Origin of the sequence: Pseudoalteromonas sp. S8-8, assembly GCF_000497875.1 — a bacterium.
In the GTDB taxonomy this organism is placed as follows: domain Bacteria; phylum Pseudomonadota; class Gammaproteobacteria; order Enterobacterales; family Alteromonadaceae; genus Pseudoalteromonas; species Pseudoalteromonas arctica.
Map to the genome: position 1 here is coordinate 163237 of NZ_AUTR01000039.1, position 17241 is coordinate 180477.

Sequence of the window (17241 nt, forward strand, 5' to 3'; positions counted from 1 at the left end):
AATTGAAAAATAAACATAACCTTCATCATCAAACACAATACGGCTGCCGTAGTGCTGGCCTTTGGTACTATTATGCTCGCCTTTGTATAGCAATTGCTGATCAGACAACTGCGTATGATCGCTACTTAGCTTAGCGCGCATTAAGGCGGTGTTACTTCCGCTTCCTTTGCCCTCACTACTTGAGTAACTAAAGTACAGCCATTGGTTTTGCTTACTATCGGTGTGTAGTGATAAATCAAGTAATCCACCTTGGCCATTAGCGTCAATGTCGGGCAGCCCTGAAACCTTAGTTAACGTAGTTGTATTTTTAGGTAATAAAAATAACGTTCCACTGCGCTCAGATATTAGCAAGTCACCATTAGCTAAAGGCTCAATAGCCCAAGGTATAACCACACCTTCTGCCGCTGTTACTGCGTTAACGTTAAGCGATAAAGTATCGAGCTGTTTATAGTTTTTTACGTAATCGCTTTTTGCATTTGCGGGTGCATTAATAGCAAACATAACAACGGTTAAGCCTGCACTTATTATTTTAGGGAGTGTGTTATGTGACATTAAATTTATCATTATGGCTTCCAAAATTAATCCAATCTTACATAACCTTAACATGGCATAAATAAATTTGTTAAGCGTTGAGTTGAATGAAAAACACACACTTATATTTTTATACGATGATCTTTTAACAGAAAATTGTTTTAGTAATTAGCGCTAATAAAAAATTGAATAATTACTCTATTGGGGTTGAAAACTAAAAATTTCAGCGTACACTTGTGCGCTGAAGTTTGAGCGTACACGTGTAAGTTCAAACGTTAAGTATTTTACGATCCAAGAGATTAATAGTGATGATAATTAAAGTATTAAACCAATTTTCAAAATGGTTTTTACACCATCAAAGTTTTGCAGGCTATATAGAGCCAATAATGCAGGTGTTTAAACCTGCGTGGCGTGCAGGACAGTTTAGAGCGCAAGTAGTTAGTACCGCTGTGCTTGATGGCGGTTTTTTAAGTGTGCAACTTAAGCCAAGCAAACAATGGCAGGCGCATACGTCAGGGCAGCATATAAGTTTAACGCTTGAAATTAATGGGCGATTATTAACACGCGTTTTTACCGTGGCTTCAAGCGTTCAACAATTTAAAAATACAGGTTTAGTGCGCTTACTAATCAAAACAAATGCGCAAGGGCGCTTTACAGGCTTACTCAGCAGTGCATTAAAAGCGGGTTTATGGTGCAATATTTCTGCGCCAAACGGCGACTTTGTATTTAAAAATACACATACACCGGCTACTTTTGTTGCCGGTGGGTCGGGTATAACACCTATGCTGGCTATGCTTGATGATTACTTAAGCCAAACTACACAAAAAGTGTCGTTGGTGTATTACGCAAAAGCCACTGAGCATCAATGTGTTGATGAGCTAAGTGAGTTGGCAGCGCAATTTGAGCATTTTTCGTTTTTATTATTAACGCGTGAGCAATCAAGCGATATAACCAGCAATATTAAGCCGTGGGAAAACCCAGACATTTACTGCTGTGGCCCTGCAGCATTTATGCAAACGGTGAGCGATTTTGCTAAAACTCATAAGCTAAATTATTACCAAGAAGCATTTGGTTTAGCGCTGCCTACCTTAAACGACGATAGCCAATTTAATGTAAAAATTAACGCCAGTGCCCATGTTGTATCGGGCAACGATGTTTTACTGACTCAGTTTGAAGAAAAAAAGCTCCCCGTTAAACGCGGTTGCGGTATTGGTATTTGCCATCAATGCCAATGTATTAAAAAGTCAGGCGTGGTACGTAATTTAAAAACAGGTGAATTGAGTGACAACGGCGAGCAATTAATCCAACTTTGCGTAAGCCAACCTGTTAGTGATTTGGAGTTACAATTATGAAAAACATTAACTATGACATGCTCGCAAGCGAGCTAGATGCCATTAAAATGGACACCCTTGGCAAAGTTGGCCAACAAGATGCTGACTATATTCGCTCTGTTGTGCGCAAACAGCGAGTGTGTGAATGGAGCGGGCGAATTTTGCTAATGCTTGGTTTTATTCAGCCACTATTGTGGGTTGCAGGCGTGTTGCTATTAGCGCTTGCTAAAATTTTAGACAATATGGAAATTGGCCACAATGTAATGCATGGTCAATACGATTGGATGAACGACAAGCAACTTAACTCACAACATTATGAGTGGGACATAGCGTGCGACGGGCAAAGTTGGCATCGCGTTCATAACTTTGAACACCATACGTATACTAATATTATTGGTAAAGACAGAGACTTTGGTTATGGCTTGTTGCGTTTAAGCGATGATTTTAAGTGGCGTTTTAAAAATGTATGGCAGTTTTTTACGTATATTAATTTAAGTGTGTTATTTCAGTGGGGCGTGTCGTATCACGAGTTAGCTGCAGAGCGTGTTTTTATTGGTAAAAAGAAAGAAAACCGTGAAGGGCTTGTATCACACTCTACATTAAAGCAGCGCTTTTTTAGTAAAGGCGCTCGCCAGTTAATTAAAGATTATGCGATATTTCCGTTACTTGCAGGCCCATTATTTTTATGGGTATTGGCGGGGAATTTACTGGCAAACTTAATCCGTAATTTATGGACGTCGACCATAATATTTTGTGGTCACTTTACAGAAGAAACACAAACTTTTAAACAAGAAGACTGCGTAAACGAAACGCAAGGGCAGTGGTATTATCGCCAAGTACTGGGCTCGTCTAATATTAAAGGGTCGCATTGGTTTCATGTTTTAACGGGGCATTTGAGCTGCCAAATAGAGCATCACTTATTTCCAGATATGCCGTCTTCGCGCTACCAAGAAGTTGCACCTCAAGTACAAGCCGTTTTGAAAAAACACGGTATTGATTACCATACAGGTAGCTTTTTTAAACAGTATACCTCGGTGCTAAAACGTATTATTAGATATTCGTTCAAGTAAATTATTTACCTTTAAAAAATCGGCTAGTGCAACTGTATTAGCCGATTTTTTTGTTTATAGCACCCAATGCGGTTGATTAGTAAACAGCACTTGCAAAAATTTCTCATAGTTAATTAAAAAAGCCTTACTTTAGCTATGGTTAAACAGCGTGTGATTGTCATACAATGGAGGAAAATAGACCACACAAGAGAGATTAAAATGGCCGCATTTGGTACCGTGTTTATGCCGCAGATGATTCAAGCTCGTTTTTCTGATAATAAATGGAGCGAAAGCTCAATTGTCCCTTCCGATAAACTTGAACTTCATGCTGGTGCGCACGTTCTTCATTATTCAAGTACATGTTTTGAAGGCTTAAAAGCCTTTCGCCATGAAGATGGTTCTGTTTATCTTTTTAGAATGGATGCAAACATTGCACGCATGCAACAAAGCTCAGCGCTATTAAGCTTACCGAGTTTTGACAGCGATATGCTAAAAACGATGATTATCGATATTATGCGCGAATACGCAGATGAAACGCCATTACCGCCGGGCTCTATGTATATTCGCCCAACCCATATTGGTACTGAGGCTGCAATTGGTAAAGCGGCAGCGCCATCAATGAGCTCGCTTTTATATACGTTACTATCGCCAGTAGGTGATTACTTTGCCGGTGGTGCAACTGCACTGCGTGTACTGCTTGAAGAAGATGGCATGCGCTGCGCCCCGCACATGGGAATGGTAAAAAGTGGTGGTAACTACGCCAGTGCTCTAGCACCTATTAGTGCTGCACGAACTAAGTATCAAGCAGATCAAATTTTATTTTGCCCAGGTGGCGACGTACAAGAAACCGGTGCTGCTAACTTTATACTTATTGATGGCAACGAAATTATTACTAAAGCGCTTGATAGCACGTTTTTACATGGCGTAACGCGTAATAGTATTTTAACCATAGCCAAAGATTTAGGTATGACGGTAAGCGAGCGTAACTTTAGCGTTACTGAGCTATTAGAGCGTGCTGCTAAACCAGGTACCGAAGCGGCGCTTTCGGGCACTGCAGCTGTACTAACTGCTGTGGGTACATTTATTCATAACGATAAAGAATACAAAGTAGGTACTGGCGAGCCAGGCCCAACTACTGCACGCCTTCGCCAAGCATTGAACGATATTCAATGGGGTAAAAGTGAAGACAAACACGGCTGGTTAACTAAAATCTAATTATAGATTTGATTCTAACTCGCATTAAAAAGCCACCTAATCGGTGGCTTTTGTGTGTTTGGTTACTTTAAGCTGTGCTTATTAAAACTTCATTTCTATTTTGCCGTACACGTAGCGTCCGTTAAATCCATACGGCGAGAAGCTAGAGTAAGCAAATAAACGAGAGAAGGTGGTTACATCGTCAACATTTTCACGGGTTGCATCTGGGTAAACATCAAAAATGTTATTAGCCCCTAAGCTCAGCGATAAGTTTTCACTAAGCGAGTAGGCGACATCTAAGTCGGTTATCCATTTAGGCTTAAGCACTTCATTACGTTCTGGGATATCTGAAGGGTCTTGAGTTTCACCGTAACGCGTTGTTCTAAGCGTGGTACGTATGTCGTCGTTAGTCCACGTTGCGCTTAAGTTGTACTTATTACGCGGTGTGCTTACTTCAAAACGACGCAGTTCAGTGCCTGAGAACAAGTTGTCTTGATCAAACCCTGCACCTTGCAGCTCTGCTGGTGGGTCGATAATATTTGTTACTTCATTTTTACCGTAGTTGTAACCTAGGTTAAAGGCTAAATCGCCATAACCATCAGTTGCTACATTATAAGAGGCAACCACATCCACACCACGGGTTTTACTGTCAATTGCATTTAAGAAGAAACGACCTTGGTTAGCACCGGTACCTTCAAGTAGTTGCTCAATAGCAGCACCCGATAAGTTATTTGATAATACAATACGGTCATCAATTAATATTTGGTAGTAATCAACCGATAAGCTGAAATTAAAGTCGGTAGACCATGTAAAACCAACGCCGTAGTTTGTTGCTTCTTCAGCATCAAGACCAGGTGAGCCCAGTGCTTTTGCTACATCGCTGCTTGGTGCGAACGTACCTGTTTCGGTTGGTTCGCCATCAACAAATACAGTGGCTACTGAGGTAAAGTATTGTTGCTGCAAAGAGGGTGCTCTAAAACCAGTTGATACAGAGGCGCGCAGCGCTAAGTCTTCAGTTAATGAATAACGAGTCGCAACTTTACCGTTAAGTGTATCGCCAAAGTCTGAGTAATCTTCATAACGAGCAGCAACCGCTAAATTCCAATCGTCGGTTAGGTAGGTTTCAAGGTCTATATATAAGCTCACGTTGTGGCGGCTGTTATCGCCCTCTGATTCGGGTGTAAACCCCGGGAATACTTGTGCCCCCGCTGCGCCAAATGGGCCATCAATTGGGTCGGTTACTGCGCCTCCTGGGCCAAATGTGCCTTGTGCATATGAAGCTTCTTCGCCTGCATCTATTTGGTATCCTTCGCGGCGATACTCAGCACCTACAGCTACGTTTACAGAGCTTTCTAAAAAGCTGACGTCTACCTCGCGGCTAAAATCAACGTTTAAAGTAAGTTGATCGTAGGTAAGTGTTCCTGCATCAAAGCTTGTTTGGCTAGTAGGGCCATATGAGGTATTTAAGCTATTTATAACACCAAACTCAAATGCATCTTGACCATATACGGCCGATACATCGTAATTCCATTCACTTACAAAACCTTTAGCGCCAAGTGCCAGTGAAAAGTCATCTATATCTGAGGTAATAACAGGTAAAAAGCCATCAGGGTATACTTCTTCTATATTACGGCTATCGCTTGCACGGCGATAAAACCCGCCGCCTTCGCCTTCACGTTTGCTGTAAGAGCCAAACGAATATAAGTCGACTTCGTTTGTTAATTGATACCCTGCGTTATAAAACACAGAAAAGTCTTCAACATCGCCATTACCAAAGTTATGGTTATATCGATTTACGGTAAGTTCACGTGGGTCGAGAGAGCCATCATCTAATCGTGCGTAGTTTTCACGATTATCGTAGTCAGAGCGGTTAGTTGAATGGCGGTCGCGGTATTCTGTTGAAATGTTTAAAAAGCCATTATCGCCAAGTTCAAAACCCATATTACCTTGCAGCGTTAGTGTTTGGCCGTCTGTTAAAGAGCGATCGCCTCCTTCAGTAAAGGCTAAATTACCATCACTGCCTTCAGATACTGATTTTAGCTGTGGTACACCGTCCATTTCGGTTACGTTAGCACCATATATAGCCGCAACTGAACCACCGCTGCTGGCACTTTTAAGTACAATATTAATAACACCAGCTATAGCGTCAGAGCCATATTGCGCTGCTGCACCATCGCGTAATACTTCAATACGGGCAATAGCATTTGCAGGTATCGCATTTAAATCAACTGATGATGAACCACGACCCGTTGAGCCATTTAAGTTAAGTAATGCGTTGCTGTGGCGGCGTTTACCATTAACAAGCACTAAAGTGTGATCGGGTGCTAAGCCACGAAGCTGAGCGGGGCGTACATGGTCGCTGCCATCAGTAAGTGATGCTTGTGGGAAGTTAAAGCTGGGTAATAAACTGCTAAGTAGGGCATTCGTTTCAGTAAAGCCTGAGTTTTTAAGTGCATCTGCACCAATTATATCGATGGGTACTGCGCTGTCTTCTACTGTACGGCCTAATCGGCGAGAGCCAATTACGCTTATTTGTTCGATGTTTTCTTCTGCTTTAGTGTCTTGCTCTGCAGCATTTACTGAGAGCGAACCAAGTAGTGCAGCAGACGCGCTCATTGCGAGTAATATTTGTGGTACCGATTGCTGTAATTTAAATAACGGTTTTCTATTCATGCTGTATTTCCCCATACCCATTGAATTATTTTAGTTTTGTACAAAAAGATTAATACCAACCCGCAATAATACTTAATCATTTTTAGGGGCTAAACGTGCCGTTACCTGCGTTAAAAAATTCTCATTTAGAGCAACTAAATAGCGAATTTTTTGCCTAGCTATCAACACGTTTTTCCATCCTCAAAATAGATCACTTAATTAAGCGGATTGGTATAAACTTTTTTGTTACCTTGAACATATACTTAATTAACAAAGTCAGTCAATTGAATAACATTCAATTAATTTAAGGGTTTTTATAATTACATTTGGTTGTTTTTTATAATGACCATTGTTTTAGTTATATAGCGAAGGTAATTGCTAAGTAATTGATGGGTAATGAATTATATTTAAAAATTAAATTTAACGTTTAATTAACTGGTAAGATGAGGTTGGTGGATTTAACTAATCATGAGTAGGAAGCCGTTTTTATTGGGCTGGCAATAAACAACTGTTGAGCTATAAATATTTTTAAAAATATAAAATAAAAACACACCCATTAAATGTTAACTAAATTAACATTTAATGGGTGTGTTATAAATTATGTACTACTTATTAGAACCTATACTTTAAAGCATGAAGTAATTTTGTTTTTATAAGTAATTGGTATAAAAAAGAGTGCTAGAAATAGTGTTAAAATTTAATTTTTCCAACAAGCATATCTTTAAACATTACCCAATCTCCCCACAAACTGTAAAAAGGGTGTTTAAAAGTAGCTGGGCGGTTTTTTTCAAAAAAGAAATGCCCAACCCACGCAAACCCATATCCAATAACAGGTAATAGCCACAATAAACTGTAGTGTTGTTTTAATAATGCTATTGCGATTACAGCAAGAACGAGGGTGCTTCCTATAAAATGTAAGCGGCGGCAAGTAACATTGCGATGCTCTTTTAAATAATAAGGGTAGAAGGCTTTAAAGCTTTTAAACGTGGGGTTTGTACTTTGCATAGTATGCTCTTTTATTGTTTTTTATTTTAATGAGGGTCGTGCTATTAAAGCGTAAGTTTACATTTGTTTACAGCGATAAATGGCGCTTAACGCATCTAAATAGACAAAAGGGCTAAAAGTTAATAACTTAGGCGCACTATTAATAAATAAGAATGGAACTCAGGATGTTTAAACATACTCTAGCGTGTGCTGTAATTGTAGCGCTTAGCGGCTGTTCAGAGCCAACTAATACGGTAACTCAAGAAGAAGTAAAAGCACCTATGAAGCAAGTTAACGCAGTTATATACCCAGAAACAAAAAAAGGCGATATCGTAGACACCTACTTTGAAGAAGCCGTTAGCGACCCGTATCGTTGGCTTGAAGATGATATGAGCAGCGAAACTGCCGATTGGGTTAAAACGCAAAACAATTTAACGTTTTCTTATTTAGAACAAATCCCTTATCGCGATAAGTTAAAGCAGCGCCTTGAAAAACTAATGAACTACGAAAAAATAGGCGCTCCTTTTACTGAAGGCGATTACACCTATTTTTATAAAAACGATGGCCTGCAAAATCAATATGTTTTGTACCGCAGTAAAGATGGCGGCGACGTTGAAGTATTTTTAGATCCAAACAAGTTTAGTGACGATGGTACGACGTCTATGTCGGGTTTATCGTTTTCAAAAGATGGGTCATTACTCGCATATCAAATATCTGAAGGTGGCAGCGATTGGCGTAAAATTATAGTTATTGATGCACATACTAAAGAGCAAGTTGAAGAAGCGCTTGTTGACGTTAAATTTAGTGGCATTGATTGGTTAGGCAACGAAGGTTTTTATTATTCAAGTTACGAAAAACCTAAAGGGAGTGAACTTTCGGCTAAAACAGATCAGCATAAAGCGTATTACCATAAGCTAGGTACTGCACAGTCTGCTGACCAAGTTGTATTTGGTGAAACTGATGAGCAAAAACATCGCTATGTAGGCGCTGATGTAACCCATGACGGCCGCTACCTACTTATTTCGGCAAGTACGTCTACCTCAGGCAATAAACTGTTTATAAAAGACTTAACAAAAGAAAACAGTGAGTTTGTAACGGTTGTTGGAAATACTGATTCAGATACATCAGTTATTGATAACGAAGGCAGCAAGCTGTTTTTAGTTACTAACCTCAATGCACCAAACAAAAAAGTAGTGACGGTTGATGCAAGTAATCCAAGCCCTGAAAATTGGGTTGATTTAATTCCTGAAACCAAAAACGTATTAAACCTTACAAAAGGTGGCGATACCTTTTTTGCTAACTACATGGTTGATGCAATTTCACAGGTAAAACAGTACAACAAAAAAGGCGAGCTAATTCGCGAAATTACATTACCAGGCGTGGGTACTGCACGTGGTTTTGGCGGTAAAAAAGATCAAACAACGCTTTATTATTCGTTCACTAACTACAAAACACCAGGTACTACTTATACGTTTGATGTAACTACGGGTGAATCGGGTGTTTATCGTAAGTCGGCTATTGATTTTAATAGTGATGATTACACGTCTGAGCAAGTGTTTTACACATCAAAAGACGGCACTAAAATACCGATGGTAATTACCTATAAAACAGGCATTAAGCTTGATGGTTCAAACCCTACTATTTTATACGGTTACGGTGGTTTTAATATTAGTTTAACGCCAAGCTTTAGCCCTGTTAATGCAGTATGGCTTGAGCAAGGTGGTGTATACGCCGTTGCTAATATTCGTGGTGGTGGTGAGTACGGTAAAGACTGGCACAATGCCGGCACAAAATTGCAAAAGCAAAATGTGTTTGACGACTTTATTGCAGCGGCTGAGTACTTAAAAGATAAAAAGTACACGTCTAAAAAGCGTTTAGCACTTCGCGGTGGATCTAACGGTGGTTTGTTAGTTGGCGCAGTGATGACGCAGCGCCCAGACTTATTTCAGGTGGCACTACCTGCTGTAGGTGTACTTGATATGCTGCGCTACCATACATTTACTGCCGGCGCTGGTTGGGCATATGACTACGGTACCAGTGAGCAAAGCAAAGAAATGTTTGAATACATAAAAGGGTATTCACCACTTCATAATGTAAAAGCAGGTGTTGAGTATCCAGCCACTATGATCACAACTGGCGATCATGATGACCGCGTTGTCCCTTCGCATTCGTTTAAGTTTGCAGCTGAGCTTCAAGCAAAGCAAACAGGTAATAACCCAACGCTTATTCGCATAGAAACAAATGCGGGGCATGGTGCAGGTACACCAACGAGTAAAACAATTGAGCAGTATGCTGATATATTTGGTTTTACGCTATATAACATGGGCGTAGAGTCGTTATAAAACGTTCCAGCTAAATATAAAAACTAAAAAGGCCGAGTAAATTAAATTTACTCGGCCTTTTTAATAATGCTCAGTTTTATATTACTTACGTCTATTGGTATTGCTACTGCATAGGTGAAAACAATCGTTGATACGTTTTATAAGCGTATTCGTCGGTCATTCCGCTCAAATAATCGCAAATTATACGCATCCCTTGGTTTTGCTTTTGTGCTTCTATGTATTGTGCTTGTGTTGTTTCGGGCAATAAACGCAGCGGATCGCTAGCAAACGCGGTAAATAACTCTATTAGTAAGTTTTGACCTTTGAATTCTATTTGCTGCATTTCGGGGTCACGTATTAAACGTTGAAACACAAAATGCTTAAGTATTTGCAAAACACTGTCGTATTGGGCATCTAATTTAGCGGTGTACTTTAAAATAGGGCATTCAAAGGCATCGTTTTGAATATCTAAATGTATATGAATAATAAAGGTATTAACCAGCTCACCTATGGCATCTTTCCGCTCATAATCATTTTTTGAAAACAAACGCTGGGTGAGTGACTCAAGCATGGTGTTTAACCAGTCAAAGTTTAATGCTTTTAAATGAGGTAGAGCATGAGTTTGCCAATCGTCTAATGTAAGTACATGGGTTGCAATGGCATCTTCTAAGTCATGTACCGCGTATGCTATATCGTCGGCATGTTCCATTATGGCGCTGTCGAGCGATTTATACGTTGTTTTAGCGCGGTACTTATCAATAGCGGCATGGTTACCTAGCAATGTTTTATCGTTTTGACTCAGTGGTTCTACTATCCAATTGAATATGGCTGCATCGTCGTTGTATAACCCTTTGGCAGGTCGCCAATCATCTGCTTTTATAAATGCACGACCGGTTGTATCGTCGGGAATGGTATGCCAAAGCGTATTAATAAACGCGGGGTATTTTATAAAACCTAATAAAGTACGACGAGTTAGGTTCATCCCGTGCCCATTACTGTAGGGCTCAAGTTTTGCAACTATGCGCAGTGTTTGTGCGTTACCTTCAAAACCACCGTGATCGCGCATCATGTAATTTAGCGCTATTTCACCACCATGGCCAAAAGGTGGATGGCCAATATCGTGCGCCAAACACAGTGTTTCTAGCAGTCCGGTTGATGGAAAGTGCGTAAAGTCGCTATGTTGCGCTTTTAAGTGGCGCAATATGCCAGTACCAATTTGCGATACTTCTAAAGAGTGGGTAAGGCGAGTGCGGTAAAAGTCGTTTAGGCCAATGCCCATAATTTGGGTTTTAGCTTGCAAACGCCTAAATGCAGCTGCATGAATAATACGCGAACGGTCGACCTGCCACGGCGAGCGGTTATCGTTAGGACGATGTTTATATTGCTCTATTATTCGGCTTTGCCATTGTTTATCCATACTGCTTACTCACACATAGTTAATATTATTAAACTTTGCCCAGTATACCCATGGACTTATAAATTGCGAATGAACAAATGCACTACATAGGCTCTGTTTTATCTAAAATTCAAATACACTGCTGAAAATTCAACCGTAAAAGGTCATCAAACCCCAGTTATTCGCGTTTATAAAGTGGCTTAGGTATAATGCGCCTTCGTATGCTTGTGTATAAACCATGCATAACTAAGTTTAATAGAGAGAATAGATGTTAAAAACGATTTTTAAGCTTTTACTAACCGTGTTTTTTGTATGGGCGCTTGCATATCCGTTTATACAAAATGATGATGTTGAACTAGATGAACAAACGTCAGAACAACCAAAAAAAGTGAAGAAAAAAGAAAAACCATTACATAATGTAAAACTGCCAAAGTTTTCAGAATTTAGTGATGTTAAAGAAAAAAAACATGCATTTTTTAGCTTTATTCGTCCGCACGTTGAAGCCGAAAATAAAAAAATATTACAGCAACGCGCTAAGCTCGAAATAGCACGCATGATGTTACAAAACGAATTACCTTTAGAAAAAAAGCAAAACAAAGATATTGCTAAAATTTTAAAGTCGTATGACTTACCAACCACAGTTGATACGCTAATACTTACGCAAGCACTACGCCGTGTTGATATAATTCCTAAAGAATTAGCGCTTATGCAAGCTGCAAACGAATCTGCATGGGGCACTTCGCGTTTTGCACGTATTGGCCTTAACTTTTTTGGTCAGTGGTGCTACACAAAAGGTTGTGGCATGGTGCCAAAACGCCGTAATACCGGGGCTGCGCACGAAGTTGCTGCGTTTAAATCGGTAAGAGCTGCTATAAACTCTTACTTTAAAAACATAAATACGCATCCTGCTTATAAAGATTTGCGCGCAATACGTGAAAACTTACGTCTTGAGCAAAAACCAATTTTAGCGACTGAACTTACACAAGGTTTAATGTCTTACTCTGAGCGCGGTGAAGCGTATATAGAAGAGTTAAACACGATGATTAGCCAAAATAGAGCCTACTTTGATGAATAAATACATTTTTAATTGTACCAACGCTATTGTGTTAGTACTGCTGAGCATTAGTGCGTTTAATGTAAATGCGAGAGAATTTGTGATGTCGTATGACGGTTTTTACGACCGCTTAAAAATTGTTAACAAAGGCGATTTTCAATATGCGCGAGTTAACTTTTACATTAGTGATATTGGTACTAATGAAACATGTGCGATTAAAAGCGGTACTATTTTAACCGAAAGAAACGAGTATCCACTTAACTTTACCGATAAAGCACAATTACTATTGCCGTTCGATAAGCAGCTTGATACCGATAAAGCGGTCATTGTAGTAGAGCCGCTCAACCCTGTACACGATTGCCAATTAAAGCTACAAATAGAAGCAAACGAACTTGAAGGTTTAGTATTTTCAAAGCAGTCGTTATATACCATTAACGAAGAACTTGATGAACTATTAACTGATTTGTCGGGCTTTTTTGTAAGTAAATTAATGTGGTTTTTATTACCAGAGCAAAAGGGCGTAGCAGTTACATTTAAAAGCCCAATGCAATTTGATGATGAAAATATAACGTGTGAAAAGTCAGTGTGTTATTTTGCAGTTGAAGATAGCTGGGAAGATGATAGCGCAGTGCTTGGCGATATATCGAACGTTATTAAAGTAACGCCTTGGATTGTTAAGTAGCTCACATACAAAAAGCGGCATTTAGCCGCTTTTTTTGTACCAAAATTAGTACTCGTTTTTAGTCTTTGGTTTTTATTTAATAAGTGGTGCTGATGAATCTCGCTGCATTAAAGTGGGTTCAAAAAAGCGATTTATAACAAGGTTTTTATTTTGATATACGTCTTTAAGCACTAATTTAGCTGCCATTTCGCCCATTTTCCCGACCGGATTATCTATGGTCGTGAGTGTAGGGTATAGGTAGTTTGCAAAAATAACGTTATCAAATCCAACAATCGATAAATCAATTGGTAAGTTATAACCGTGCTCTCGTGCATACTTCATGGCACCGGAGGCCATTTCGTCATTGGCGCATACCAGTGCAGTAAAGCTAAGTTTTTCATCAATAAAATGTTTTAAGCCTTTACTACCGCCAGTTTCGTTAAAGTCGCCAATATAATAAAGCGTAGGATCAAATTTAACACCAGCCTCTGTAAGCGCTTGTTTGTGACCTTCTAAGCGGTTAAAAGCATCGGCTTTAAACTGCGGGCCTGCAATATACGCTATTTGTGTATGGCCTTGATTTAATATCGATTTAGTGGCTAGGTAACCACCTAATTGATTATCTAGGCTGATACAGTTGTCTTTTAGTTGCTCTACGTAACGGCTCATTAAATAAACGGGTGTAGAGCCTTGGCTTAATTTTATTAGGTAGTCGTCTGAGACGGCTTCTACGTGCAAAATAATGGCATCGCAGCGTCTGCTAATTAAAAACTCAATGCCTTCTTGTTCTTTGTCTTCTTCACTGTGTCCGGTGGTAATAATAACGTGTTTACCCGCAGCACGAAGCTCTGACTCAATACCTGCCATCATTTGGGCAAAGAAAGGACCATGTAACTCAGACACTAAAATACCGACACTGTTAGTACAGTTAGAGGCTAAAGATTGCGCTATTGAATTAGGCTTGTAGCCAAGCTGCGCCATAGCATCAAGCACTTTTTGTTTAGTTTTATCGCTTACACGGGTATTTTTGTTCATCACGCGAGAAACGGTGGCTAACGATACGCCCGCAAGCTCTGAGACTTGATAAATTGTTGCCATGTTATTTGTTCACTCGCTTATCCTTAACTACTTCGGCTAAATAATACCTTAGAGTATATATCTTAACTAGCTGTTAGTTTAGATTGAATATTTTCAACAACCTGATTAGTCAGTGTATATTTTTTCATTATGTAGGCAACAAATAATGAGCCAAAAGCAGGTAGTACAGTGAATGACAGTAAAATACCGTGCTGGGTATCAAGAGTTTGTACTGCATCGGCCTGATAACTGTAAAAAGATAACAACCAGCCTGCAATTGCGCCGCCTACAGCCACGCCCATTTTAATAAAAAATATAACGCCCGAATAAACTAAACCCGTAATGCGTACCCCTGTTTTTTCATGCCCGTAATCTATGGTGTCGGCCATTTTTGCCCACAACAACGGGGTTGCCATATCTAAAAAGAATTTCCATAAAATAAAGGCAGTAAATGCGAGTACTAATTGATCTTTACTAATAAAGTAACTAAAACCACAAATAGCGGCGGCAATAACTTGTAAGCTTATATAGGCCTTTATTTTACAAAAGCGCTTTGCAAGTGGTTGAGCTAAAGCACAACCTACCATGCTGGCTGCAACACCTAGCGTCATAAATAAAGTGATTAAATCGTCTCGACCTAAATAGTATTTTACGTAGTAAACAGCAAGCGTAAGCCTTAATACTTGCCCGGTAAGTAAAAAAAATGCAGCTAAGCAAAGTGTTCGCCATTGATCGTTTTTAATTAATGCTTTAACACTTTGGGCAAAAGGAATGTTTTGCTCTTTAGGCTGTTGTATACGCTCTTTTGTGCCTAAAAAACAAAGTAAAAACAGTACAAAACCTAAAATACTCATTGCAGTCATTGTGTATTGATAGCCCTTGGCAGCATCGCCTTGGCCAAAGTACTCAACCATTGGCATAGTACAACCCGCTACTATTACGCCGCCTAGCATACCAAATACAAACCGGTAAGACTGAATAGTAACGCGCTCTTTTACATCAGCCGTAAGTACGCCGCCCAATGCACAATAAGGAATATTGATAGCGGTGTAGACAACCATAAGCAGAGTGTAAGTAGTAAAAGCGTAAATTATTTTATCGGTGCCTTCTAAATCAGGCGTAGTGAACGCTAAAATACTAATAATGGCAAAAGGAAGGGCAAGCCAAAGTAAGTAGGGGCGAAAGTGCCCCCAGCGCGTATGTGTTTTATCAGCAAGGTTACCCATTAATGGATCGGTTACGGCATCAAAAATACGCACTGCTAAAAACATAGTACCTACAACAGCAGGCGATAAACCCACTACGTCTGTGTAGTACAGCATTAAAAACATCATAACTGTTTGAAAAATAATATTACTTGCGGTGTCGCCTAAGCCATACGCTATTTTTTCTTTTACACTGACCATGATTGTTTATCCCGCTTTATACTTGTTTTTAGTTGTGGGTATACTCTTATCTTTTAGAGATGAGTTCTTTATAAGCTAAGCCACTATTTTTAATAGTGCGTTGCTGCGTCTTATAATCTACATACACAATACCAAAACGTTTTAAGTAGCCTTCTGCCCATTCAAAGTTATCCATTAAGCTCCAAGCAAAGTAGCCATGTATAACAACACCTTGTTCAATCGCATTATGAACCGCATTTAAGTGATCATTATAGTAATTTAAACGATCTAAGTCGTTAACTTCACCATTATTATATGTATCGGGCATGGCTGCGCCATTTTCGGTTATATAAATAGGCGGTAGGGTGTATGTTTTATTAAGCGATACGAGCAGGTCGGTGAACGATTGTGGGTAAACTTCCCATCCCATATCAGTTAACGGACCCGTAGGTGCAATGGGTTCATAAATGTCAGTAGGATGCGCTTTATAAATTTGGCGGGTATAAAAGTTAATGCCTAAGTAATCAATTGGCTGAGAAATTAATTCCATATCACCAGGGTGTATGTCTGGTAAATGATTGCTTGGTAATTGGTTAATTATATCGGGGTACTTACCATCCATTATTGGTTTCATGTACCACTGATTTAAGTAGTCATCAGCGTATTTGGCACTGTCTATGTCTTGCTGAGCATCAGTAAGTGGATATGCGGGTGTAAAGTTAAGCACAATGCCGTTTTTAGTATTAGGTGATATTTTATTTAGCACGCTCATGGCCAGACCATGAGCGAGTAATAAGTGATGAGCTGCTTTTTTACCATACTGCTTACCGACCAGGCCCGGGGCATGTATGCCAATTTCGTAACCCAAAAACGCGCTGCAAAAGGGTTCGTTTAATGTAGCGTAAGAATACACTCGTGTTCCAAATGCGTTAGTAATTAGTTCTACGTATTGCTCAAATGCATAAGCTGTTTTTCTGTTGAGCCAGCCGCCTTCATCTTCAAGGTGTTGCGGTAAATCCCAGTGGTACAAAGTAACAAAGGCTTTTATATTTTTTCGTTTTAGCTCATCTAAAATATCAGTATAAAACTTAACGCCTACAGGATTTAACTTTCCGTCTTGAGTCATCACGCGAGGCCATGAAATAGAAAGCCTGTAAGCATCAACACCTAGAGACTCTATTAAATCTATGTCTTGTTGCCAATTGTTGTAATGATCGCAGGCAATATGACCATGTGAATTGTCAGCAATTTTACCTGCAGTACTACAAAAGGTATCCCAAATACACGGTAAGCGATGCTCATACCCGCCCTCTATCTGAAATGATGCTGTAGCTACACCATAAACAAAGTCTTTTGTTAATAGAGGTGAATTAAATGGTAATGATATTTTTGTCATTGGTTACAAACCTTTTTGAGAACTTAATTGCACGCTTAGCGCTTATTTTTACTGACTTTCAGCGGGTACAAAACATTATTAAAAATAAAAGTTGTTGAAATATGTAACATGTTCGTATTTAATTAGCCGTGAAAGCGCTTACATTTTTAGATTAATGTTAATTAATCTTCAGGTCAACTCTTAAATACTGCGCCTTAGCGGGGTTTGTAT

At 39.5% G+C, this 17241-nt stretch carries 13 protein-coding genes; 6 read left to right on the plus strand and 7 right to left on the minus strand.

Going from position 1 to position 17241, the window contains the following annotated elements; all coding sequences use genetic code 11:
- A partial coding sequence (locus L659_RS1000000124125) for a PQQ-dependent sugar dehydrogenase (protein ID WP_442960114.1) occupies positions 1-564 on the minus strand: 564 nt, incomplete at its 3' end.
- Between the two features lie 275 nt (positions 565-839).
- Here L659_RS1000000124125 and L659_RS0113570 point away from each other — a divergent pair.
- From L659_RS0113570 to L659_RS0113580, 3 genes are all read left to right on the plus strand, one after another.
- Complete coding sequence (locus L659_RS0113570) at positions 840-1883, plus strand: flavin reductase family protein (RefSeq protein ID WP_024590896.1); 1044 nt, start codon at positions 840-842, stop codon at positions 1881-1883.
- Positions 1880-2932 carry a fatty acid desaturase family protein gene (locus L659_RS0113575; RefSeq protein WP_024590897.1) on the plus strand — a complete coding sequence of 351 codons (1053 nt, stop codon included), beginning with the start codon at positions 1880-1882 and terminating at the stop codon, positions 2930-2932. Before L659_RS0113570 ends, L659_RS0113575 begins: the two co-directional genes overlap by 4 nt.
- A 135-nt stretch (positions 2933-3067) precedes the next feature.
- Positions 3068-4126: a branched-chain amino acid aminotransferase gene (locus L659_RS0113580; RefSeq protein ID WP_226929038.1), complete on the plus strand. Its 1059-nt coding sequence runs from the start codon at positions 3068-3070 to the stop codon at positions 4124-4126.
- Between the two features lie 81 nt (positions 4127-4207).
- Here the strand turns inward: L659_RS0113580 and L659_RS0113585 are convergent, their stop codons facing one another.
- Together L659_RS0113585 and L659_RS0113590 are read right to left on the minus strand one after the other, a co-directional pair.
- On the minus strand, positions 4208-6778 hold the full coding sequence (locus L659_RS0113585; protein WP_024590898.1) for a TonB-dependent receptor plug domain-containing protein: 2571 nt from the start codon (positions 6776-6778) through the stop codon (positions 4208-4210).
- A 669-nt stretch (positions 6779-7447) separates the two neighbouring features.
- Positions 7448-7762, minus strand: a complete 315-nt coding sequence (locus tag L659_RS0113590; RefSeq protein ID WP_002959779.1) for a DUF962 domain-containing protein — start codon at positions 7760-7762, stop codon at positions 7448-7450.
- Positions 7763-7926: 164 nt separating this feature from the next.
- Between L659_RS0113590 and L659_RS0113595 the strand changes: the two genes are divergently transcribed.
- On the plus strand, positions 7927-10083 hold the full coding sequence (locus L659_RS0113595; RefSeq protein WP_024590899.1) for a prolyl oligopeptidase family serine peptidase: 2157 nt from the start codon (positions 7927-7929) through the stop codon (positions 10081-10083).
- 103 nt (positions 10084-10186) lie between these two features.
- Here L659_RS0113595 and L659_RS0113600 read toward each other — a convergent pair whose 3' ends face one another.
- Complete coding sequence (locus L659_RS0113600; RefSeq protein WP_024590900.1) at positions 10187-11479, minus strand: anti-phage deoxyguanosine triphosphatase; 1293 nt, start codon at positions 11477-11479, stop codon at positions 10187-10189.
- A gap of 247 nt (positions 11480-11726) precedes the next feature.
- On the opposite strand from L659_RS0113600, the gene L659_RS0113605 reads away from it, so the two are divergent.
- Positions 11727-12533: a glucosaminidase domain-containing protein gene (locus L659_RS0113605; protein WP_010552527.1), complete on the plus strand. Its 807-nt coding sequence runs from the start codon at positions 11727-11729 to the stop codon at positions 12531-12533.
- Positions 12526-13194, plus strand: coding sequence for a DUF2987 domain-containing protein (locus L659_RS0113610; RefSeq protein ID WP_024590901.1), 669 nt, complete (start codon positions 12526-12528; stop codon positions 13192-13194). Before L659_RS0113605 ends, L659_RS0113610 begins: the two co-directional genes overlap by 8 nt.
- A 72-nt stretch (positions 13195-13266) precedes the next feature.
- On the opposite strand, the gene L659_RS0113615 is transcribed toward L659_RS0113610, so the two are convergent.
- The 3 genes from L659_RS0113615 to L659_RS0113625 form a co-directional block, all read right to left on the minus strand.
- Positions 13267-14271 carry a LacI family DNA-binding transcriptional regulator gene (locus L659_RS0113615; protein WP_010552528.1) on the minus strand — a complete coding sequence of 335 codons (1005 nt, stop codon included), beginning with the start codon at positions 14269-14271 and terminating at the stop codon, positions 13267-13269.
- Between the two features lie 62 nt (positions 14272-14333).
- Positions 14334-15656: a glycoside-pentoside-hexuronide (GPH):cation symporter gene (locus L659_RS0113620; protein WP_024590902.1), complete on the minus strand. Its 1323-nt coding sequence runs from the start codon at positions 15654-15656 to the stop codon at positions 14334-14336.
- Positions 15657-15702: 46 nt separating this feature from the next.
- Positions 15703-17031 carry a GH1 family beta-glucosidase gene (locus tag L659_RS0113625; RefSeq protein WP_024590903.1) on the minus strand — a complete coding sequence of 443 codons (1329 nt, stop codon included), beginning with the start codon at positions 17029-17031 and terminating at the stop codon, positions 15703-15705.
- Positions 17032-17241 lie beyond the last annotated feature (210 nt).